The sequence below is a fragment of the Bailinhaonella thermotolerans genome, from assembly GCF_003594875.1.
GTDB classification, from domain to species: Bacteria; Actinomycetota; Actinomycetes; order Streptosporangiales; family Streptosporangiaceae; genus Bailinhaonella; species Bailinhaonella thermotolerans.
Genome location: NZ_QZEY01000002.1, coordinates 431,338 through 452,034 on the forward strand (window position 1 = coordinate 431,338; position 20,697 = coordinate 452,034).

The window sequence follows — 20,697 nt, forward strand, 5'->3', positions numbered from 1 at the left end:
ACCCGGGCCCGCCACCGCCGCGCTCAGCCGGGGTGCGGGCGCAGGCAGCCGGAGGCCGTCACGCCGGGGAAGTCGCCCGGGGGCTCGCCCGGCGGGATCATCTCGCCGAGCAGGCCGGCCGGCTCCGGGGGCCCCTGGGGTTCCCGCCGGGTCGGGGGGACGGGACGCGCCGCGCCGCTGCGCGCGTCCACCGCGAACGCCCGCGCGGTGCCGCCCACCTCGCCCACGACGAGCAGCCGCCCCCCGCCCAGCCACTCGTCCCCGCTCAGCCGGAACCCGCGCGGCAGGCGCGGCCGCACGTCCCGCACGGCCCGGCCGGTGCCCTGGTCGTAGGTGACCACGCGCGGGGCCTTCGGTAGCGTCCCGCACGCCGGGACGCCGTCGCGGGTCAGCCCCACGCCGCGCCCGCCCCACAGGCGCGCGCCGTGGCGTGGGCCGCCGGGTTCCGGGCGCCGTCCCCGCCGGGCGCCGTGATCGCCGCCCCCGCCGCGAGCGCCGCCGCTCCCCCGCCCGCCAGGATCAGTGTTCTCCGCCGTGCCATCGCTCCTCCTCCGGTCCCCTCGCCCCGTTGGACCGGGCCCGGCGGGGGGCGGTTCGCGCGCGAGACGTGATCCTTTCCCCCGGTCTCACCTCATCCGTCCCGCCGGCCTCCCGCGCGGGGAACGGCCCCGCCCGCACCGGTCCGCCCCCCCGCCTGGGCCCCCGGCGTACGCCGCCCGGGCCCCCCGGCGTACGCCGCCCGCGTTGCCGGGGGGCTGCGGGGCGGGGGATGTTACTGAGCGGTAGACCCAGCGGGCGCTTGGTGGGAAAGTGATCCGCATGCGGCTTCCACGTCCGGACATTTCGCAATTGCGGGCCGTCGTCGAGCGGCTCGCCTCGCTGGAGCGGCTGCCCACCTCGGCCGGGGAGCGGGAGGCGGCGCAGTGGATCGCGCTGCGGCTGCGTGAGCTGGGCGCGCGGGCCGCGGTCGAGGAGGAGGCCGCCTACGCCTCGTACGCCCGGCCGATCGGCCTGCTCACCGCGCTGGCGGCGTTCTGCGGGACGCGCGGGCGCCTGGCCGCCGCGATCGGCGGGACGATCGCCGCCGCCGGGATCGTGGACGAGATCTCATACGGCCGGCGCTGGACGCGGCGGATCACCGCGCGGGCCCGGTCGGCGTACAACGTCGTGGGCGAGGCCGGCGACCCGGCGGCGGAGCGGACGCTGGTGGTGATGGCGCACCACGACGCCGCGCCGACCGGGGTGGTGTTCGACCACACGGCCGAGCGCTGGTTCGCGAGCCGGTACCCCGGCGTGGTGGAGCGGATCACGCAGAACCCCCCGATGTGGTGGCCGGTGGTGGCGGGCCCGGCCCTGGTCGCCGCGGGCGGCGCGCTCGGCCTGCGGCGTCCCCGGCTCGCGGGCGTGATGGTGAGCGCGCTGGCCACGGCCGCGTTCGCCGACATCGCGGCGCGGCGGGCGGTGCCGGGGGCCAACGACAACCTGTCGGCGGTGGCCGTCCTGGTGGCGCTGGCGGCGGCGCTGCGCGAGCGGCCCGTGCCGGGGCTCCGGGTGATCCTGTTCTCGGCGGGGGCGGAGGAGGCGCTCCAGGAGGGCGTGCGCGGGTTCGCGGCGCGGCACTTCCCGGAGCTGGACCGGAAGAGCACGTTCTTCCTGAACCTGGACACGGTCGGGTCGGGCCGCCTCGTGCTGCTGGAGGCCGAGGGCCCGATCCGGCTCGAGCCGTACGACCGGGACCTGAACGAGCTGGTGGCGCGCTGCGCGGCCGAGCAGGGGATCGCGGTCATGCGCGGGCTGAGCTCGCGGAACTCCACCGACGGGGTGGTGCCGAACCGGCACGGGTACCCCACGTCCACGCTCGTGTCGGTGGACGGCCTGAAGCTGCTCCCCCACTACCACCGGCACTCGGACCGGCCCGAGCACGTGGACTACGAGTGCGTCGCCGACGCGGCCGTGCTGGCCGAGGCCGTCGCCAGGGCCCTGGCCGCCGCGCCCCGCTGACCTGCCCGGGCGCGCCCGCGCGAGCCGGACCGGCGGCTACGTGAGTGGGACCGGCGGCTACGTGAGCGGGACCAGCCGGAAGACCAGCAGCCCGGCGGCGGCGACCGTGAAGAGGGGCGTGAGCAGCCGCATCTCGATCTTGCCCCCGGTGTCGATGCCCAGGCCGAACGGCAGCGCGAAGCGCGTCTTGACCGGCCAGAAGATCGGGCAGCCCTTCTCGGTGAAGCAGTCCCCCGCGATGTGCGCCAGGCAGCCGAGGGCGATGGCCGCGCCGAGCCAGTCGTAGCGGAGGTCGAACGTGGCCAGCGCCGCCATCGTGCCCAGGGTGAGCCCGGCGTTGACGAAGGCCGAGGCGATGCGCTTGCGCGGGATGCCGACCCCCAGCCCCCGCAGGGCCAGGCCGATCATGAGGAAGATCAGGATGTTCCGCCCGAGCTCGGTGCGGTCGGCGAGCGCCTGCGCCCCGATCCCGGCGGCGGCCGCGAACAGCAGCGAGTGGGTGGCCTTGCGGTGCCCGCCGCTGGCCCAGTTCACCACGCGGCTGAGCACCCAGGTGACCGGTCCGTACGTCTGCGCGATCGTGGCGCTCGGGTGGTCGAGGTCGGGCAGCATGGCCGCGCCCGCGCAGATCAGCCCGCCCGCGACCACCTCGGCCGGGCCGAGCGGGAAGCCGGCGGCGGCCAGGAGCGGGGTCGCGCCCAGCCAGGCGACGGCCCCGGTGAGGGTGTGCGTGTGCCCCATCATCGGCGGGCACCCCCGCTACTCAAGATCACAAAAGGGACTCTAAGGCATCCCGGTCTCCCGCAGGGCCTCCCGCGTGACGGACCGCAGGAAAGGCGCCACCATCAGCACCACGGCCCCCGCGAACACCGCGAACGCCGCCCGCTCCCCCGCCAGTTGCGCCACGCCGCCCGCGACGGCGGCGCCCACCGGCAGCGTCCCCCACCCGAGCAGCCGCGACGCCGCGCTGTACCGGCCGTACAGCTCCCCGGGCACGATCGAGGCGGAGATCGTCCGCGCGTTCACCGTCCACAGGGTGCCGCCCATCCCGCCCAGGAACGCCGCCGCGCCGACCGCCCACGCGTTCCCGGTCACGGCGGGCAGCGCCATCATCAGGAACGTCCCCGCGAGGTCGGCGAAGAGCGCCCAGCGGCGGCCGAGCAGCCGGTTGACCGGCCCGGCCAGCACCGCCCCGGCGAGCCCGCCCAGCCCGATGGCCCCGATCAGGAGCCCGTACCCGCTCTCGTCCAGCCGCAGGTCATGGGTGGCGTACGTGGGGAGGAGGGCGAGCCAGGCGCTCCAGCAGGCCGCGAGGACCGAGATGGTCAGCGTCATGGTGCGCAGGAGCCGGTGCGACCACAGGTGGCGCAGCCCCTCGCGGATCTCGGCGCGGACCGGCGCCCGGGGCCGGGGCTCGGGCCGGAACCGCCCGCGCAGGAACAGCAGCAGCACGACCCCGACGGCGAAGGCGGCCCCGGTCGCGCCGAGCGCCGTCAGCGCGCCCAGCCCCAGGAGGAGCCCGCCGACCGCGGGCCCGGCGAACTCCAGCGCGACCGTCTCGGCCCCGGCCACCCACGCGTTCACGCGCTCCAGCCGCCGCCGGGGCACGGCGGCCGGCACCAGCGCCGACAGCGCGGTCAGCGTGACCACCTCGCCCACCCCGATCGCCAGCCCGGCGGCGTACACCAGCGGCAGCGAGAGGACCCCGCCCGCCGCCGCGCCGAGGAGCGCCCCGACCGCGGCGAGCCGCACGACGTCCCCGGCCATCGCCAGCCGCCGCCGGTCGAGGCGGTCCACCAGGACCCCGACGTGCAGCGCGGTCAGCAGCCACGGCAGCGTCAGCGTGAGCCCCACCCCGGCCACGAGCGCCGGGGACCGGGTGAGGTCCACGGCGAGCAGCGGCAGCACCACCTTCGCCGCCCCGTCGGCGAGGTTGGCCACCGCCGTGAAGCCCACGAGCACGGCGGTGTTGTCCCGCCCGGTCCCGCTCTCCGTCCCCGTCGATGTCGTCGCCATGCACCGATCATGCCACCATCTATCCGGTTTTGATGGTTACGGTACGGCGACAGCTCGCGCGCCGGCCCCCGCCCGGCGAGAGCCGTACCGGAACCGGGGCCGCGGCGGGGACGTTCCCCCTGCAGGCGCGGCGAGACGGGGGCCCGGGACGGGTGAGGCCCCGGGGCGGGAGCCGCGAAGGATCACCGAGGAGACTGTTCCGGGGGTTGTTCTAACGACTATCGCGATATATCTTTGAAGCATCGAGAACAGTCGAAGATCGTTCGACGAGCGATCGACGGAAGGGGGAGCGGATGAGTTCGCACGCCGCTTACGGGCCGTGGGGATTCGATCCCGAGGAGATGCGGCGGTTCGCCCGGGAGATCAAGATGGCGGTCAAGGCGAGCGCGGGGGCGCGCGCGCACCACCAGCGCGCGCACCGGCCCGACGACCGCGAGGAATGGCGCGGGCGCGGCCGGGGACGCGGGCACAACCCCTGGGACATGGGGTTCGGCTTCGGCGGGCCGTTCGGCGGGGGCTTCGGCGGCCCGTTCGGGCCCAAGGGGTACGGCCGGGGGCGCAAGGCCAAGCGCGGCGACGTGCGGGCCGCGATCCTGGCGCTGCTCGCCGAGCAGCCGCGCAACGGCTACCAGATCATCCAGGAGATCGCCGAGCGCAGCGAGGGGATGTGGCGGCCCAGCCCGGGCGCGGTCTACCCGGCGCTGCAGCAGCTCGCCGACGAGGGTCTCGTGACCGCCGAGGAGAGCGAGGGACGGCGCACGTTCCAGCTCAGCGAGGCCGGCCGCCGCTACGTCGAGGAGCACCCCGACGAGGTGCGCGAGCCGTGGGAGGCCATGCGCCCGCAGGGCGACTTCGGGCCGATGCCCGAGCTGTTCCGCCTGATGGCCCAGGCCGGGTCGGCGGCGGTGCAGGTCGCGCACAGCGGCACCGAGTCCCAGGTGACGCAGGCCAAGCAGGTGCTCGACGAGACCCGGCGCAAGCTCTACCAGATCCTCGCCGAGGGCGACTCCGGCGCGGACGACGACGAGTCATGAACAGCGACCCCCGTTACTGGCACGGGCTCCGCGACCAGGCCATGGAGCTGCTCCTGGCCGGGCCGCGGGCCCGCGACGAGGCCGCGGACCGCCTCCGGATCGGGGACGCCGAACGCGACCGGACGACCGAGGCGCTGCACGAGCACTTCGCCGCCGGCCGCCTTACGCGCGAGGAGCTCGACGAGCGCCTCGACGCCGCGCTGAACGCCAAGACCGCCGGCGACCTGCGCGCGGTCACCGCCGACCTGCCCGGCACCGGTGACCCCGGGCCGGAGCACCTGCCCGGGACGTGGGGCTGGGACGCGCACGCCCGCAAGCTGGCGGCGAGCCAGGTCGCCTGGGCCCGGCACGAGGCCCACCGCCAGGCCAGGATCGCCCGCCACCAGGCCCGGATGGCCCGCCGGCGGCGCCGAGGATCTCCGCCTCCCCCGGCGGCTATCCTCGGGGTCCTGTTCTTCATCGGCCTGGTCGCGGGCGGCATCGTCACCGGCCTGAAGATCGTGATCTTCGCCGCGATCATCCTCGCCGTCGCCGGCCTGTTCCGCCACGCCCACCGCCGGCACCACGGGCACCAGGGGCACCACCACGGACATCACCACGGCTGACCCGCGCCCGGCCGCTCCGCCGGGGCCTCCCCCTGGAGACCCCGGCGGGGCGCCGGTCACTCGCTCCGCCCGCGCCCGGTGGTCAGGTTCTCCATGTCCTCCAGCTCGCGGCCCTTGGTCTCGGGCACGGCCTTGAGCACGAAGACGAACGCCAGCGCCGAGAACGCGGTGTACAGGCCGTAGGCGACGCCGAGGCCGATGTCGGCCAGCTCCGGGAAGGTGGTGCTGACCAGCCAGTTCGCGATCCACTGGGCGGCGGCCGCGACGGCCAGCGCGGAGGCGCGGATGCGGTTGGAGAACATCTCGCCGAGCAGCACCCACACGACCGGACCCCAGCTCGCGCCGAAGGCGAAGACGAAGACGTTGGCGGCGATGAGCGCGATCGGGCCCTGGACGTCCCCGAGCACCGGCTCGGGCGGATTGCCCTGGAGCGGCGCCGTCGCGAAGACGTACGCGAGCACCCCCAGCGAGATCACCATGCCCGCCGCGCCGGCCAGCAGCAGCGGCTTGCGCCCGATGCGGTCCACGAGGGCGATGGCCACGAGCGTCGTCACGATGTTGGTGACCGATGTGATCACCGTGATGACCAGCGAGTCCTTCTCGGTGAACCCGACGGCCTGCCACAGGGTGGACGAGTAGTAGAAGATGACGTTGATCCCGACGAACTGCTGGAAGACGCTCAAGAGGATGCCGACCCAGACGATCGGCCGCAGCCCGAGGCGGGGGCCGCGCAGGTCGCTCAGCCGCACCGGGCGCTCGCTGCGCAGGGAGCGGGCGATCTCGCGCACCCGCAGGTCCACGTCGCCGCCGACGAAGCGGCGCAGCACCTGGCGGGCCTTGTTCTCCTCGTGCCGGGCCACGAGGTAGCGCGGCGACTCGGGGATCTGGAGCGCGATGAACCCCCACAGCGCCGCCGGGATCGCCGCGCTGGCGAACATCCATCGCCAGGCCGTGCCTCCCCAGGGCGCGGGCTCGGCCGCGCCGCCCGAGGCCGCGGCGATCAGGTAGTCCACCAGCAGGGCCACGAAGATGCCGATCACGATGGCGAGCTGCTGGAGCGACCCCAGCCGGCCGCGCAGCTCCGCCGGGGCGATCTCGGCGATGTACGCCGGGGCGATCACCGAGGCCGCGCCCACCGCGAGACCGCCCAGCACGCGCCAGACGGTCAGGTCGATCGCGCTGAAGGCCAGCGCCGACCCGATCGCGCTGACCACGAACAGGGCCGCGGCGATGAGCATCACCCGCACGCGCCCGAACTTGTCGGCCAGCGGCCCGGCGAACCAGGCCCCGACCGCGCAGCCGAGCAGCGCCGAGGAGACCACGAAGCCCAGCGCGACCGAGCTGATGCGGAACTCCGAGCCGAGCGCGCCGACCGTCCCGTTGATGACGGCGGTGTCGTAGCCGAACATGAACCCGCCGAGCGCCGCCGCGCTCGCGACGAGGATCGCGGCCGTGTGGCCGTGCGCGGGCTGCGCGGTGTTCGCGGGTGTCGCCACAACGTCCCCCTTCTGCGTCCGTGCTGGCCCGTCTACCCGGTCACGCGCGCGTCATTCCCGATCACGGCGTGCACGCAGGCCATGCCGTACGGCGGGGCGCGGGCGGCCGCGATCAGGCGGGACGTGCCCAGGCGGGACAGGGGGCTCGGGCGGGACCGGGGCTCAGAGGGGGCGGGGCTCAGAGGGGGCGGGGCTCAGGCGGGCCGAGAGCGCGGGGCGGAACCCGGGCCCGGGCCGTGCGGCCGGTCAGGCGGAGAGGGGCGGGGCGGGGAAGAGGGCGGCGCGCATGCGGCGGATCTCGGCGGCGATGCGGCCGACGGGCCAGGAGGCGTTCAGGCCGCTGGGGTTCGGCAGGACCCAGATCAGGGAGTCGGCGACGCGCTCCTCCTGCGGGCCGATCATGGCCTTGCGGCGGTCGAACGCGGTGCGGTAGGCCGTGACGCCCACGACGGCGACGACCTTGGGCCGGTATTCGGCGGCCAGCCGGGTCAGGCGCTCGCCTCCGGCGCGCAGTTCCTCCCGGGTCAGCTCGTCGGCCCGGGCGGTGGCGCGGGGCACGAGGTTGGTGACGCCGCAGCCGTATTCGAGGAGTTCGTCCTGCTCGGCGGGGGCGAGCTGGCGCGGGGTGATGCCGGCCTGGTGCAGGGCGGGCCAGAACCGGTTGCCCGGCCGGGCGAAGTGGTGCCCGGTCAGGGCGGAGACGAGTCCGGGATTGATACCGCAGAACAGGATGTCCAGCCCCGGCCTGATCACATCCAGCAATACGCGGTCACGTGCGGCTTCGAGCTGTTCGCGCTTCACACACCGAAGAATACGAATCAATAACTACTGCTTGGAACGTACCCTGCGCCCGATATGGTCCGCGCGTCCATCTCGTGATTTGTTTTACGGATTGGAGTCATACATGCGCGTTACCCGGATTCTCGTCGCCGCCGGACTGCTGGCGGCGCCGATGCTCGCCGCCCAGCCTGCGCTGGCCGCCCCGTCGCCCGTGCAGTTCACGCGCATCCAGTACGACTCGCCGGGCAAGGACAGCTCGAAGAACACCGCCGGCGAGTACGTCACCGTCAAGAACGTCAGCAAGAAGCCGGTGACCCTCACGAACTGGACCCTGCGCGACGAGACCGGTTTCACCTACAAGTTCGGGAAGATCACCCTCAAGCCCGGCAAGTCCCTCGTCGTCTCCAGCGGCGTCGGCCGGAACTCCGCCACGAAGGTCTACTGGGGCCGCAAGCAGCACGTCTGGAACAACGACGGCGACACGGCCACGCTGCGCACGAACAAGGGCAAGACCGCCGACACCTGCGGCTGGAAGCGGCTCAAGCCGGGCTACGTCAACTGCCGGTGAGCCCGCCCAGGCGGGTCCGCACGACCAGGTCGTGCAGCGCGTCCTCGGCGCTCGCCCGCTCGGGCAGCGCCGAGGCGTCCCGCTCGCGTTCGAGCCGGGCGGTGAGCGCGGCGACGTCCCCGCTCACCGCCTCGGCCCCGACCGGCGCGGCCCCGTGCTCGGCCGCCCGCTTGGCCTCGATCAGCTCCGCGAGGTACGGCGGGCCGTACGGCAGCAGCTCGCGCAGGTCGGCCACCACCTCGCCGGTGCGCATCAGGTGGACGCCGGTCAGCAGCACCCGGAACGTGTAGAGCAGCGGCTTCAGCTCCCCGCTCCGCTCGAAGAGGCGCCACTGGGTGCGCGCGAAGCCCAGGTAGTGGTGGGCGTGGTGCCGGGTCAGGCAGGCGGGCGCGAGCGCGGCCAGCTCCGCGTGCGCCGGCGAGGTGGCCACCACCAGCGGCGAGAGAAGCTGCTCCAGGACGTATCCGTTGCGGCGCAGCAGCAGCCCGCAGAACTTCGCCAGGTCGTGGGTGACGAGGTCGACCTCGACCCCCTCCCGGTCCCACACGCGGCTCAGCGTCCCGGGCCCCTGGCGCAGCCCGGCGACCTCCTCCGGCGGCAGCACGTGCACGCCGCGCAGGTCCACGTCGGAGTCCTCCGACGGGAACCCGTACAGGTGCGCGCCGCTCACCGTGGCGAACACCAGCGGGTACGGCTGCGCGGCCGCGGCCTCGGGGAGCCAGCCGGGCAGCCCGCCGAGCGGGCCCGCGCCCCCGCCGGGGCGCGGCTCGGGGCGCTCAGAGTTCAACGTCCACCCTCCTCCTGCGCAGGGCGATCAGGAAACGCTCGACCCGGTCGCGGTCGGGCTCCTCGGGCAGCGGCGAGCCGGCCAGGCGCCGGTCGAGGCCGGCGGTCAGCTCCGCGCGCCAGGCCAGGACCTCCTCCCAGGGCGTCTCGCCGTGCCGCACGGCGTTCAGCCGGTCGCGGTGCTCCCCCACGCGCACCAGCGGCTCGCCGTGCTCCAGCAGGTGCGTGCCGCTGAGCAGCAGCCGCAGCAGGTGCATCGCGTGCTTGCGGTCGCGCGCGGAGGTGAAGCCGCGCAGCCGCCGGAACTGGGCCTCGGCGTAGGCCAGGAAGGTGCGGTGGGCGTGCCGCGAGACGAAGGCGTCCCGGATCGCCAGCAGTTCCTCGCCGTCCGGCGTGATCTTCTCCACGATCGGCGACCACAGGCACTCCAGCACCGTCGGGTTCGCGCCCAGCGCCAGCTCGCAGAACCGCTCGACCTCCCAGGAGAACTCCTCCTCCCGGGGCCCGTCCGCGTGCGTGGGCGGCTTGTCGAAGCGCCAGTACAACGCGGTCGGTGCCGCGAACACCCCCCGCCGGTCGGTGTCGCTGCCGGCCACGTCCAGCCCGTAGGCCCGCGACCCCGACACGACGGACAGGATCGTGTGCCGCCGCACCAGCGTCTCCCCGAGTCCTTCCACCCCCCAACCCTGCCCAATCCGCCCCCGGCCCCCAACCCGTTTTCCCCGCGCGAGCCGTACGCCCGGCGCCCGGCCTCCCCGTGATCACGCGTTTCCGGCGGAGGGTGTGCGTGAAATCACATGATCATGACCGGGGGGACGGTCAGGGCGCGGGGTCGCGGAAGGTGGTGGTGATCTGGCGGAGGGGGTCGGCGTGGCGGGGGGCGCGGTCGGCGAGCGTCCAGGTGATGATCTGGTGCCAGCGGGACCGGGTGGCGACGGTGGTGTGCCAGTAGGTCAGGGCGAGGCCGTTGACGGTGCCGCGGATCTCCTGGCGCACGGCGGGGTGTCCGCCGATCGTGAGCGACTCGGGCTGGAGGGCGCGGGAGCCCGCCGCCCGGGCGCGCACGGCGGCCACGGCGCGGGCCGCGACGGCCTCCACCGGTTCGGCCGGGTCGCGGCGGGGTTCGGTGATGACCGTGAGGTAGACCTGCGCCTCCGCGTCGCCGACCTGGATCCCGGCGGCGTCGTTGAGACGCATCGGGGCCCAGTGGGCGGGCACGGTGACGCGCGCCGTCCCGTCGGGCGAGGTGACGGTACGCCGGGCCGCCGCGTCCGGGGCCGCCGGCGCGCGCAGGGCGGAGGCGGCCACGGCCGCGCCGGCCAGCGTGACGATGAGCGCGGCCAGCCCTCCGGCCAGCCAGAACGCGCGGCCGCGGCGGCTCTCCACCGGCGGCGGGGCCGGGGGCGGCTCCGGGACGTCGCTCTGCGGATCGGAGGGAGGCCACATGGGGATGCTCCGGACCTTCGGGGCAGACGGGTCAGGAGATCATAGTCGCGGATCGACCGGCTCGGATTCCAGCGCCAGCACCGCGAACACCGGCTCGTGCACGCGCCAGGCCGGCTCCCCGTCCGCGAGCCGGGCCAGCGCCTCCAGCCCCAGCGCGTACTCCCGCAGCGCCAGCGAACGCTTGCGCCCCAGGAACCGCTGCCGCAGCCGGTCGAGCCGCTCCGGCTCGGTGTAGTCGGGCCCGTAGATGATCCGCAGGTACTCCCGTCCCCGCACCTTGATCCCCGGCTGCACCAGCCGCCCCGGGGACCGCCCGTCCCCGGCCCGGGCGGCGGGCACGGCCCCCTCCTCGCCCGCGCCGCCGTCCGTGCCCTCCGCGGGCCGTACGGCCTGCGCGGCGGGCGCGGGGGGCCGGAAGGTCAGGCCGGCGACCGGCTTGACCACCATGCCCTCGCCGCCCTCGGCGGTGAGCGAGGTCCACCAGTCGATCGCGGCCCGGGCCGAGGCGTCGTCGGTCAGGTCGGCGAAGACACGGCGGGTGGGCGCGACCAGGCCCTCGCCCGCGGCGACGAGGCGGTCCAGCAGGTCCAGGTGCCAGGTGTGCGGCTCGGTCGCGGCGGGGGTCCGGCCCTCGCAGGCCAGGATCTGGAACGGCGCCAGCCGTACCCCGTCCAGGCCCGACACCGGCCAGCAGTACCGGCCGTACGCCTCCCGGAACCGGGCCGCGTTGGCGGCGCGCCGCGTGGTCCTCTCCAGGAGCGCGGACACGTCCAGCCCGCGCGCGGCGGCGGCGCGCAGGGCGGCCTCGGCGGCGGGCAGCGCCGCCCCCGCCGCGGCCCCGACCGAGGCGTACTGGTCCTGGATGAGCCGGGTGGCCTTGGCGGACCAGGGCAGCAGCTCGGCGTCCAGCACCAGCCAGTCGGTGCCCAGCTCCTCCCACAGCCCCGCGGCCGTGACCGCCCGCCGCAGCCGCGCCACCAGCTCCTCGCCGAGCGCGGGGTCGGCGAAGAAGGGGCGGCCGGTGCGGGTGTGGACGAGGCCGGTCGTGCCGTCCTCCACGCCGAAGCGGCGCGCGGCGGCCTCCGGCGTGCGGCACAGCACCGCCACCGCCCGCGAGCCCATGTGCTTCTCCTCGCACACGACCTCGGTCACGCCCTCGGCGGCGTACGCCGCGAACGCCTCGGCCGGGTGCTCCAGCAGCCCGTCGAGCGCGGACGTCTCCGGCGGGGACATGGTCGGCGGCAGGTAGACCAGCCAGCGCGGGTCGGCCGCGAACCGGCTCATGATCTCCAGCGCGGCGGCCGCGTTGTCCTCGTGCACCTTGATCCGCCCGCCGAAGCGGGTGTCCACGTAGCGGGTGCCCTGGACGTCGCCGATGTCGAGCAGGCCCGGGTCGCGGCCCCCGGACACCGCCGTGCCCAGCGGGCGCGCCGGGGCGTACCACTCGCGCTCGGCCGGGACCGAGACGATCTCGCGCGACGGGTAGCGCAGCGCGGTCAGCTTCCCGCCGAAGACCACGCCGGTGTCCAGGCAGATCGTGTTGTTGACCCACTCGGCCTCGGGCACGGGCGTGTGGCCGTAGACGACCATGGCCCGGCCCCGGTACTCCCGCGCCCACGGGTAGCGCACGGGCAGGCCGTACTCGTCGGTCTCGCCGGTCGTGTCGCCGTACAGCGCGAACGAGCGCACCCGGCCGGACGCGCGGCCGTGGTAGGCCTCCTTGAGCCCGGCGTGCGCGACGACGAGCCGGCCGCCGTCGAGGCGGTAGTGGCTGATCAGCCCGTCCATGAACCGCAGCGCCTCGGCCCGGAACTCCTCGGGCTCGGCGGCGAGCTGCTCCAGCGACTCGGCCAGGCCGTGGGCCACGCGCACCTTGCGGCCCTGGAGGGCCCGGGCGAGCTTGCTCTCGTGGTTCCCGGACACGCACAGCGCGGTCCCCGCGGCGACCATGCCCATGACCAGCCGCAGCACGCCCGGGGTGTCCGGGCCCCGGTCCACCAGGTCGCCGACGAAGACCGCGGTGCGCCCCTCAGGGTGGCTCGCGCCGACGGCGCGCCCCCGGGCGTCGCGGGCGATCTCCCAGCCCAGCTCGCCGAGCAGGGTCTCCAGCTCGGCGCGGCAGCCGTGCACGTCCCCGATGACGTCGAACGGGCCGGTCAGGTCCGTCCGGTCCGACCAGGCCTTCTCGTACGCCATGACGGCGGCCTCGACCTGCTCCACGCCGCGCAGGTGGTGGACCCTGCGGAACCCCTCGCGGGTGATGCCGCGCAGCGACCTGCGCAGGTCCTTGGCCTGCCGGGGGATCACGTGCGGGCCGAAGTCGCGGTCGGTCCTGGACGCGTTGCGCTCGGCGGCGACCCGCTCCGGCACGTCGATCACGATCGCGTCGGCGAGCACGTGGTGCTCCTTGGCCAGCGCGATGAGCTGCTTGCGCGCGTGCGGCTGCACGTTGGTGGCGTCCACGACGGTGAGCAGGCCGCGCCGCAGCCGCACCCCCACGATGTGGTGGAGCAGCGCGAACGCGTCCGGCGTCGCCGCCTGGTCGTTCTCGTCGTCGGAGACGAGGGCGCGGCAGAAGTCGGAGGAGATGACCTGGCTCGGCCGGAAGTGCCGGGCGGCGAACGTGGACTTGCCCGAGCCGGACACGCCGACCAGCACGACCAGGCTCAGCTCCGGGACCGAGACCACGACCCCCTCCCCGGCGTTCCCGCGGGCGCCCTCGCGGGCGTCCTCACCCCCGGCCCGGCCCCCGGCCCGGCCTACGGCCTGGCTGACGGTCTGGCTGACGGTCTGGCTGACGGTCTGGCTGACGGGCGGGCCGGCGACCTCGCCGCCGGTCCCGCTGACGATCTCAGTCACGCCTGAACACCCCCATCTGGGTCGGCGCGCCCACCTCGGGGTCCTCGTCGCCGACCGGTCTGTACTCCAGCCGGTAGCCGTGCTCGGCCGCGACCCGCTCCGCCCAGGCGGCGAACTCGGCGCGGGTCCACTCGAAGCGGTGGTCGGGGTGGCGCATGCCCGTGAGCCACTCGTAGCGCACGTTGTACTCCGCGTTCGGCGTCGTCACGATCACCGCGCCGGGACGGGCGGTCCCGAACACGACCCGCTCCAGCGCGCCCAGGCGCGGCGGGTCCACGTGCTCCACGACCTCCATGAGCACCGCCGCGTCGTAGCCGGCGAACCGGTCGTCGGTGTAGGTCAGCGCGCCCTGGAAGAGGGTGATCCGCTCCCGCTGCCGCTCCCCCATCCGGTCGAGCCGCAGCCGCCGCGCCGCCATCGCCAGCGACCGCGCGGACACGTCCGTCCCGGCGATCCTGGTCAGCGCCGGCCGTTCCAGCAGCTCCCGGAGCAGTTGGCCCGAGCCGCACCCGAGGTCGATCACGCTGGCGGCCTCCAGCTCGTCCAGCGCGTCCAGCACCGCCGCGTGCCGCCGCGCGTTCAGCGGCCCGCCCGGCGCGGGCGCCTCCGGGCCCGCGGCGCGGTCCTCGCCGGAGGGCGCGCCCGCCGCGTCGCCCGTCTCCTCCGCGCTCCCGGCGTCCGGGCCGCCCCGCCGTACGGCGTCGGCGGCGACGTCCTCCTCGACCGGGGGCTCCAGGGTCTCCTCGGTCTCGTCGCCGAGCTCGGCCAGGCGGGCGAACGCGGCGCGGGTCAGGGAGCCGCGCCGGCCGAGGTAGCGGCGGGTGATCAGGGAGCGCTCGGGGTGGGCGGCGAGCCAGCCCTCCCCGGCGCGCACGAGCTTGTCCACCTCGTCGGCGGCCACCCAGTAGTGCTTGGCGTCGTCGAGGACGGGGAGCAGCACGTACAGGTGGTTGAGCGCGTCGGACAGGCGCCGGACGCCCGTGAGGGTGAGCCGGACGTAGCGCGACTCGCCCCAGCCGGGGAAGCGCTCGTCCAGCGGCACGGCCTCGGCCTCGACGGACCAGCCCAGCGGCTCGAACAGCCGCCGCGCCAGCTCCGGCCCGCCCCGGCAGGGCAGCGCCGGGATGCGCAGCTCCAGCGGGATCTCGGCGGCGGCCAGCTCGGGCCGGGCGGCGCACCGCCCGGCGCGGGCCGTCCGGAAGACGTCCCCCAGGGTGACCGCGAACAGCGAGGACGCGGCGTAGGGGCGGTCGTTGACGTACTGCCCCAGGGAGAAGTCCGGCGAGGACCGCCCGCGCGTGCGCGCCAGCCGTACCGGGTCCACGTCGAGGAGGAGCGCCGCCGTGCAGCGCTCGGCAGACGCCTCCGGGTAGAACACGTGCGCCGTGCCGAACGCCTGGCCGAACTCCTGCGCCTTCTCAGGATGCTTGTGCAGGAGGTAGCCCAGGTCGGTCGCCGGGACGGCCGTCGTGGTGATGGTCAGAAGCACGCCGCCCAGTGTCCCGTATGCCCGCTCTGGGCGGCGACCGCATTTCCCCGCCCGGCGTCAGCGGACCTGGGGCATGACCTCAGAGGCGATGAGCTCCAGGTGGTCCAGGTCGGACAGGTCGAGCACCTGGAGGTAGAGCCGGGTGGCGCCCAGCTCGGCGAACCGGCCGATCTTGTCCACGACCTCGGCCGGCGTGCCCGCCAGGCCGTTCTCGCGCAGCTCGGGGACCTGCCGGCCGATCGCCCCGGCGCGCCGGGCGACCTCGGCCTCGTCCTTGCCCACGCACACGACCTGCGCGGCCGAGTAGATCATGGAGTCGGCGGGGCGGCCCGCGGCCTCCACCGCCTCGCGCACCCGGCCGTACGCCTCACCGGTCTCGGCCGCCTGGTGGAACGGCACGTTGTACTCGTCGGCGAACCGCGCCGCCAGCCGGGGCGTGCGGCGGACGCCCGCTCCGCCGATGATGACGGGCGGCTTGGGCTGCGCGGGCTTGGGCAGCGCCGGGGAGTCGGCCAGCCGGTAGTGGCGGCTCTCGTAGGAGAAGCGCTCGCCCTCGGGCGTCGCCCACAGCCCCGTGATGATCTCCAGTTGCTCTTCCAGCCGCTCGAACCGCTCGCCCAGCGACGGGAACGGGATCCCGTAGGCGGTGTGCTCCGCGTCGAACCAGCCGGTGCCGAGCCCCAGCTCGACCCGCCCGCCGCTCATCCGGTCGACCTGCGCCACGCTGATCGCCAGCGGGCCGGGCAGCCGGAACGTCGCGGCGGTGACCAGGGTGCCCAGGCGGATCGTCTCCGTCTCGCGGGCGAGCCCGGCCAGCGTGATCCACGCGTCGGTCGGGCCGGGCGCGCCGGTCACGTCCCCCATGTGCAGGTAGTGGTCGGACCGGAAGAACGCGTCGAAACCGAGTCTCTCGGCGGCCCTGGCGACGGCGAGGAGCGTGTCGTAGGTGGCGCCCTGCTGCGGCTCGGTGAAGATCCTCAGCTCCATGGGGATCATCCTAGAGCGATCCCGCGGCCCCGCCTCCCGGCAGGTGTCCCCTCCCGTGTCCCCTCCCGGCCGGCCGCGATCGCCCGGTTTCCCCCTCACGGGGGGTAGGCGCTTGGTAGCTTTGCGCGGTGGCCCGGCGCGCGCCGGGCCTTCGGGGTGCCTCCGCGCGGGGCCGGATGACGTGCCAGGGGCGAAGGAGTCGACGCCGATGCCGGAAGAGCGGCCTGACGAGACGGGCGAGGGGCCTCCCCGCCCGCTCATCCTCGCCGCCGCGGTCGCGCTCGCGGCGGCCACCGGGCTGGCCCTGTGGGTCCTGCCCGGGGCGCCGCCGTCGCTGCGCCAGGCCGCCTCCGCGCGCGCCGTGACGCCGCCGCCCGCCTCGCCGGCCGCGGGCCCCGCCGCCGGTCCGGCGGCCGGGCCGCCTCCTGAGGCGCCGCAGTTCCTGCGCAACGCCCGTCCCACCGGCTACGTCGCGTTCGTGGACTCGCGGCGCTCCCCCCGGTACGACCTGGTGGCGGCGGCCCGCCGTACCGGCGCCAGGTGGTTCGCGATCGGGTACGTCACGGCGGCGCGGGAGGCGTGCGCGCCGCGCTGGAACGGCACGGTCCAGCCGGGGCGGAACGCGGTCGCCAACCGGATCGGGGCGCTGCGGGCGATGGGCGGCGACGTCGCGCTGGTGTTCGGCGGGCCGAAGGGGCGGGAGCTGGCCGAGAGCTGCCCGGACGCCGAGTCGCTGGCCGCCGCCTACCGCCGGGTGATCTCGGGGTTCGGCGTCCGGCACGTCATGATCGAGGCGCGCGACTCCGGGCCCGCGGTGGCGCGCCGGCGCGGGCGGGCGCTGGCGCTGCTCCAGCGGGAGGGCGAGGCGGCGCGCAAGCCCCTGGGAGTCGCCTTCACGCTGCGCGCCCGGCCCGGCGGCCCGGCCGAGGGCGATCTGGCCGTGCTCCGCGAGGCCAGGAACGCGGGGGTGCGGGCGACGGCGAACCTGCTGGTGCCCTCCCCCGGCGATCTCGCGGGGACCGCCAGGACCGCCGGGCCGAGGATCGCGCCGGCGCTCGGCGAGGCCGAGCCGTGGCGCCACACGGCGCTCACGCTCGTGTCGGCCACGCCCCTCACCCCGGCCCAGGCGCGGCGGCTGACGGCCTTCGCGAGTTCGCACGGCCTGCCCTGGATCTCCCTGCGCGGGCCGCGCCCGCCCGCCCGCGCCCTCGCCGTGCTCACCGGCAAGGCCCCCTGACGCTCACAAGGCCCCCTGACCCGCGCGAGGCCCGGGAGCCCTCCGGGGGTGGTGTACGGCGGCGCGTCAGGCCCGGGTCAGGAGGGCGACGCACTCCACGTGCTGGGTCATGGGGAAGGCGTCGAAGGCGCGCAGGGCGTCCAGGCGGTACCCGTGGCCGGCGAGCCAGGCGACGTCGCGGGCCAGGGTGGCCGGGTCGCAGGAGACGTAGACGATCCGCGACGGGGTGAGCTCGGCGATCCGGGCGACCACCGCGCGGCCGAGGCCGGCCCGGGGCGGGTCCACCACCACCAGGTCGGCGTGGTCCATGGCCTGCCGCTGCTCCACCCTGCCGCGCTCGATCCGGGCCTGGGGGAGGTCGCGCAGGTTGCGGCGGGCGTCCCGGGCCGACGTGGGGTCGGACTCGATGCCGACGACCAGGCCCGAGGGGCCCACCGCCTGGGCCAGCCCCGCGGTGAACAGGCCCGCCCCGCAGTACAGGTCGAGGACGGTCTCGCCGGGCCCGGGCCGGCCCAGGGCCAGGACCGTGTCCAGGAAGACGCCCGCCGCCGAGGGGTGGACCTGCCAGAAGCCGCTGCCCGTCACCTCGAACACCCGGCCGCCGGCCCGCTCGCGCAGGGTCTCGGAGCCCTTGGCGGCCGTGACCCGGCCCCGGCCCTCGTCCACGAGGATCGAGGCGTCCGCGTCCAGCGGCGGCACCTCGACGGAGCGGCGGCCCTTCGGGGTCACCACCACGGCCAGGTCGTCGGCGGCGGCGATGGCCTCGACGCGCTCCGCGCCCGGCCAGCGCTCCCGCTCCACGCCCAGCGCCTCCACGCCCTCGTGGGCGATGAGGCAGAACTCGACGGGCTCGATCTCGTGGGAGCGGTGGCGGCGCAGCCCGAGCACGCCGTCCGGCCGTACGGCGAACTGCACGCGGGTCCGCCAGCCGAGGCCGTCCGGCGAGCCGGGCAGCTCCTCGACCGTGACCTCCGGGGTGATCCCCGCCAGGCGGGTGAACTGCTCGCGGATGACGTCGGCCTTGAGGCGGCGCTGCGCCGGGAGCGAGGCGTGCTGCCAGTCGCAGCCGCCGCACCGGCCCGGCCCGGCGTACGGGCAGGGCGGCACGACGCGGTCCGGGGAGCGTTCCAGGATCTCCACGGCGTCGGCGCGGAGGAACCGCTGCCCCTCGTCGGTGATCTCGGCCATGACGCGCTCGCCGGGCAGGGCGTGCCGCACGAAGACGACCTGGCCCTCGTGGCGGGCGACGCACACGCCTCCGTGCGCGACCGGGCCCACTGTCAGTTCGATCATTTCCTCACCTCGTCGACGCGGCTCTCGGGATAGGGACGGCGCACGGACCCGCGCTCCCACGGTCCGGGACGGCCCTTGAGGCGGTCGGAGGACTGGAGCTGCCACGGCACGCTGGTGACCATCACGCCGGGCACGAACAGCAGGCGGCCCTTGAGCCGCAGCGCGCTCTGGTTGTGCAGCAGATGCTCCCACCAGTGTCCCACCACGTACTCGGGGATGAACACGGTGACCACGTCACGGGGGGAACGGCGGCGCAGCGACTTCACGTAGTCGAGCACCGGCTTGGTGATCTCCCGGTAGGGGGAGTCGAGGATCTTCAGGGGGACGGGGATGCCCCGGCGGTCCCACTCGGCCTGCAGCTCGGCGGCCTCGTCCTTGTCCACGCCGACGGTGATGGCCTCCAGCGTGGAGGGCCGGGTCGCGCGGGCGTACGCCAGGGCGCGCAGCGTGGGCTTGTGCACCTTGGACACCAGGACGACCGTGTGGTTGCGGGCGGGCAGCATGGTCTCGTCCACCGCGCCCTCGTCGGCGGCCAGCTCGTCGGCGACGGACGAGTAGTGCCGGTGGATGGCCTTCATCATCAGGAACAGCACCGGCATCGCGATGCAGACGATCCACGCGCCCGGCAGGAACTTGGTGACCAGCACGACCACGAGCACGATGCCGGTCATCAGGCCGCCGAAGGCGTTGATGACGCGCGAGCGCTGCATCTGGAACCGGGCCGCCGGGTCGGTCTCGGTCCTCAGGTGGCGGGTCCAGTGCCGGACCATGCCGATCTGGCTGAGCGTGAACGACACGAACACGCCCACGATGTACAGGTTGAGGAGCTTGCTCACGTCCGCCTGGAAGACCCAGATCAGCACGCAGGCGAAGGTGGCCAGCAGCACGATGCCGTTGGAGAACGCCAGCCGGTCGCCGCGGGTGTGGAGCTGGCGCGGCAGGTAGCGGTCCTGCGCCAGGATCGACCCGAGCACGGGGAAGCCGTTGAAGGCGGTGTTGGCGGCCAGGAAGAGGATGAGCGCGGTCACCGCCGCGATCACGAAGAACCAGAACGAGCCGGCGCCGAAGACCGCCGTGGCGACCTGCGCGATGATCGGGTCCTGGTGGTACCCGGGCCCGATGGGCTGCCCGTCCTTCAGGATGTCCTCGGGCGCGTGGGTCGGCTCGACCACCTTCACGCCGGAGGCCAGGCCCAGGCCGATGATCCCGGAGAACATCAGGACCGCGATCAGGCCCATCATCAGCAGCGTCGTCGCGGCGTTCTTGCTCTTGGGCTTGCGGAACGCCGGCACGCCGTTGCTGATGGCCTCCACGCCGGTCAGCGCGGCGCAGCCGGAGGAGAAGGCGCGCAGCACCAGGAAGGCCACCGCGAACCCGGCCAGGTCCGTCTGCTCGGCGCGGATCTCGTAGTCGGCGGTGGGCGCGCGCAGCTCGTCGCCCAGCACGAGCAGCTTGAACACGCCCCACACGACCATCCCGATGACCGCGACCATGAAGGCGTACGTCGGGATCGCGAAGGCCGCGCCCGACTCCCGCAGGCCGCGCAGGTTCATCACGGTCAGCACGACCACGATGACGATGGCCACGAGCGGCTTGTTGGCCGCCACGAACGGCACGGCCGAGCCGACGTAGTCCACGCCGTTGGCGACCGACACCGCGACGGTGAGGACGTAGTCCACCAGCAGGGCGCTGGCGACGGTCAGCCCGGCGTTCTTGCCCAGGTTGGTGTTGGCGACCTCGTAGTCGCCGCCCCCGCTCGGGTAGGCGTGCACGTTCTGCCGGTACGACGCCACGACGGTGAGCATGATGACCACGACGCCGAGCGCGATCCACGGGCTGTAGTGGTAGAACGAGGCGCCCGCCAGGGACAGGATGACGAGGATCTCCTGCGGGGCGTAGGCGACCGAGGAGAGGGCGTCGCTGGCGAAGACCGGGAGCGCGATGCGTTTGGGCAGCAGTTGCTCATGGAGCTGCGTGCTGCGCAGCGCGCGGCCGATGAAAAGCCGCTTCACCAGATCCGGGACCTTCGACACGTCTGACGATGCTAGCCGTGCCGGTCCCCCGCCCGGGCCCCGGCACTCGCATCCCGGCGGAATACTG

General features: G+C 75.0%; 19 protein-coding genes. 5 read left to right on the forward strand and 14 right to left on the reverse strand.

Translation table 11 applies throughout. From position 1 onward, the window contains the following. Positions 1–23: 23 nt before the first annotated feature. Both D5H75_RS07080 and D5H75_RS41320 read right to left on the reverse strand, forming a co-directional pair. On the reverse strand, positions 24–398 hold the full coding sequence (locus D5H75_RS07080; RefSeq protein WP_119925523.1) for a hypothetical protein: 375 nt from the start codon (positions 396–398) through the stop codon (positions 24–26). Then, on the reverse strand, positions 389–541 hold the full coding sequence (locus tag D5H75_RS41320) for a hypothetical protein (protein WP_202637905.1): 153 nt from the start codon (positions 539–541) through the stop codon (positions 389–391). Before D5H75_RS41320 ends, D5H75_RS07080 begins: the two co-directional genes overlap by 10 nt. Positions 542–819: 278 nt before the next feature. Here D5H75_RS41320 and D5H75_RS07085 point away from each other — a divergent pair, with 278 nt between their 5' ends. Then, positions 820–2,001 carry a M28 family peptidase gene (locus tag D5H75_RS07085; RefSeq protein ID WP_119925524.1) on the forward strand — a complete coding sequence of 394 codons (1,182 nt, stop codon included), beginning with the start codon at positions 820–822 and terminating at the stop codon, positions 1,999–2,001. 57 nt (positions 2,002–2,058) lie between these two features. On the opposite strand, the gene D5H75_RS07090 is transcribed toward D5H75_RS07085, so the two are convergent. Both D5H75_RS07090 and D5H75_RS07095 read right to left on the reverse strand, forming a co-directional pair. Continuing rightward, positions 2,059–2,745, reverse strand: coding sequence for a metal-dependent hydrolase (locus D5H75_RS07090; protein ID WP_119925525.1), 687 nt, complete (start codon positions 2,743–2,745; stop codon positions 2,059–2,061). Between the two features lie 39 nt (positions 2,746–2,784). Beyond that, positions 2,785–4,017: an MFS transporter gene (locus D5H75_RS07095; RefSeq protein WP_119925526.1), complete on the reverse strand. Its 1,233-nt coding sequence runs from the start codon at positions 4,015–4,017 to the stop codon at positions 2,785–2,787. Between the two features lie 293 nt (positions 4,018–4,310). Between D5H75_RS07095 and D5H75_RS07100 the strand changes: the two genes are divergently transcribed. Together D5H75_RS07100 and D5H75_RS41325 are read left to right on the forward strand one after the other, a co-directional pair. Further along, positions 4,311–5,051: a PadR family transcriptional regulator gene (locus D5H75_RS07100; RefSeq protein ID WP_242454032.1), complete on the forward strand. Its 741-nt coding sequence runs from the start codon at positions 4,311–4,313 to the stop codon at positions 5,049–5,051. Further along, on the forward strand, positions 5,048–5,656 hold the full coding sequence (locus tag D5H75_RS41325) for a DUF1707 SHOCT-like domain-containing protein (protein ID WP_242454033.1): 609 nt from the start codon (positions 5,048–5,050) through the stop codon (positions 5,654–5,656). The genes D5H75_RS07100 and D5H75_RS41325 overlap by 4 nt, the downstream gene beginning before the upstream one ends. A 56-nt stretch (positions 5,657–5,712) precedes the next feature. On the opposite strand, the gene D5H75_RS07110 is transcribed toward D5H75_RS41325, so the two are convergent. After that, complete coding sequence (locus D5H75_RS07110; RefSeq protein WP_119925528.1) at positions 5,713–7,152, reverse strand: sugar porter family MFS transporter; 1,440 nt, start codon at positions 7,150–7,152, stop codon at positions 5,713–5,715. 246 nt (positions 7,153–7,398) lie between these two features. Next, positions 7,399–7,953: a G/U mismatch-specific DNA glycosylase gene (gene mug / locus D5H75_RS07115; protein WP_119925529.1), complete on the reverse strand. Its 555-nt coding sequence runs from the start codon at positions 7,951–7,953 to the stop codon at positions 7,399–7,401. A 103-nt stretch (positions 7,954–8,056) separates the two neighbouring features. Between mug and D5H75_RS07120 the strand changes: the two genes are divergently transcribed. Beyond that, on the forward strand, positions 8,057–8,500 hold the full coding sequence (locus tag D5H75_RS07120) for a lamin tail domain-containing protein (RefSeq protein ID WP_202637906.1): 444 nt from the start codon (positions 8,057–8,059) through the stop codon (positions 8,498–8,500). Here D5H75_RS07120 and D5H75_RS07125 read toward each other — a convergent pair. The 6 genes from D5H75_RS07125 to D5H75_RS07150 form a co-directional block, all read right to left on the reverse strand. Further along, the gene (locus tag D5H75_RS07125; RefSeq protein WP_242454034.1) at positions 8,487–9,287 is read right to left on the reverse strand and encodes a nucleotidyltransferase domain-containing protein; all 801 of its coding nucleotides are present in this window, start codon (positions 9,285–9,287) and stop codon (positions 8,487–8,489) included. The genes D5H75_RS07120 and D5H75_RS07125 overlap by 14 nt on opposite strands. Continuing rightward, entirely contained in the window at positions 9,277–9,963 is a 687-nt protein-coding gene (locus D5H75_RS07130) for a nucleotidyltransferase domain-containing protein (RefSeq protein WP_242454035.1), read from the reverse strand. Before D5H75_RS07130 ends, D5H75_RS07125 begins: the two co-directional genes overlap by 11 nt. Positions 9,964–10,105: 142 nt before the next feature. After that, entirely contained in the window at positions 10,106–10,732 is a 627-nt protein-coding gene (locus D5H75_RS07135) for a hypothetical protein (RefSeq protein ID WP_119925532.1), read from the reverse strand. A 39-nt stretch (positions 10,733–10,771) separates the two neighbouring features. Next, positions 10,772–13,420, reverse strand: coding sequence for a polynucleotide kinase-phosphatase (locus D5H75_RS07140; RefSeq protein ID WP_119925939.1), 2,649 nt, complete (start codon positions 13,418–13,420; stop codon positions 10,772–10,774). Positions 13,421–13,583: 163 nt separating this feature from the next. Continuing rightward, the gene (locus D5H75_RS07145; protein ID WP_119925533.1) at positions 13,584–15,080 is read right to left on the reverse strand and encodes a 3' terminal RNA ribose 2'-O-methyltransferase Hen1; all 1,497 of its coding nucleotides are present in this window, start codon (positions 15,078–15,080) and stop codon (positions 13,584–13,586) included. Positions 15,081–15,137: 57 nt separating this feature from the next. Next, positions 15,138–16,067, reverse strand: a complete 930-nt coding sequence (locus tag D5H75_RS07150) for an LLM class F420-dependent oxidoreductase (protein ID WP_119925534.1) — start codon at positions 16,065–16,067, stop codon at positions 15,138–15,140. A 208-nt stretch (positions 16,068–16,275) separates the two neighbouring features. Between D5H75_RS07150 and D5H75_RS07155 the strand changes: the two genes are divergently transcribed. Next, a complete protein-coding gene (locus D5H75_RS07155; RefSeq protein WP_119925535.1) occupies positions 16,276–17,304 on the forward strand; it encodes a glycoside hydrolase family 18 protein in 1,029 nt (342 codons plus the stop codon). A gap of 66 nt (positions 17,305–17,370) precedes the next feature. On the opposite strand, the gene D5H75_RS07160 is transcribed toward D5H75_RS07155, so the two are convergent. Together D5H75_RS07160 and D5H75_RS07165 are read right to left on the reverse strand one after the other, a co-directional pair. Further along, on the reverse strand, positions 17,371–18,597 hold the full coding sequence (locus tag D5H75_RS07160; RefSeq protein WP_119925536.1) for a class I SAM-dependent RNA methyltransferase: 1,227 nt from the start codon (positions 18,595–18,597) through the stop codon (positions 17,371–17,373). Beyond that, positions 18,594–20,630, reverse strand: coding sequence for an APC family permease (locus tag D5H75_RS07165; protein WP_119925537.1), 2,037 nt, complete (start codon positions 20,628–20,630; stop codon positions 18,594–18,596). Before D5H75_RS07165 ends, D5H75_RS07160 begins: the two co-directional genes overlap by 4 nt. Between the last annotated feature and the right edge of the window lie 67 nt (positions 20,631–20,697).

Excerpts from the sequence above, each read along its gene's own strand:
- D5H75_RS41320 (WP_202637905.1), bottom strand. The coding sequence starts at position 541 with ATGGCACGGCGGAGAACACTGATCCTGGCGGGCGGGGGAGCGGCGGCG.
- D5H75_RS07085 (WP_119925524.1), top strand. The coding sequence starts at position 820 with ATGCGGCTTCCACGTCCGGACATTTCGCAATTGCGGGCCGTCGTCGAG.
- D5H75_RS07155 (WP_119925535.1), top strand. The coding sequence starts at position 16,276 with ATGCCGGAAGAGCGGCCTGACGAGACGGGCGAGGGGCCTCCCCGCCCG.
- D5H75_RS07095 (WP_119925526.1), bottom strand. The coding sequence starts at position 4,017 with ATGGCGACGACATCGACGGGGACGGAGAGCGGGACCGGGCGGGACAAC.
- D5H75_RS07090 (WP_119925525.1), bottom strand. The coding sequence starts at position 2,745 with ATGATGGGGCACACGCACACCCTCACCGGGGCCGTCGCCTGGCTGGGC.
- D5H75_RS07135 (WP_119925532.1), bottom strand. The coding sequence starts at position 10,732 with ATGTGGCCTCCCTCCGATCCGCAGAGCGACGTCCCGGAGCCGCCCCCG.
- D5H75_RS41325 (WP_242454033.1), top strand. The coding sequence starts at position 5,048 with ATGAACAGCGACCCCCGTTACTGGCACGGGCTCCGCGACCAGGCCATG.
- D5H75_RS07100 (WP_242454032.1), top strand. The coding sequence starts at position 4,311 with ATGAGTTCGCACGCCGCTTACGGGCCGTGGGGATTCGATCCCGAGGAG.
- D5H75_RS07120 (WP_202637906.1), top strand. The coding sequence starts at position 8,057 with ATGCGCGTTACCCGGATTCTCGTCGCCGCCGGACTGCTGGCGGCGCCG.
- D5H75_RS07150 (WP_119925534.1), bottom strand. The coding sequence starts at position 16,067 with ATGGAGCTGAGGATCTTCACCGAGCCGCAGCAGGGCGCCACCTACGAC.
- D5H75_RS07160 (WP_119925536.1), bottom strand. The coding sequence starts at position 18,597 with ATGATCGAACTGACAGTGGGCCCGGTCGCGCACGGAGGCGTGTGCGTC.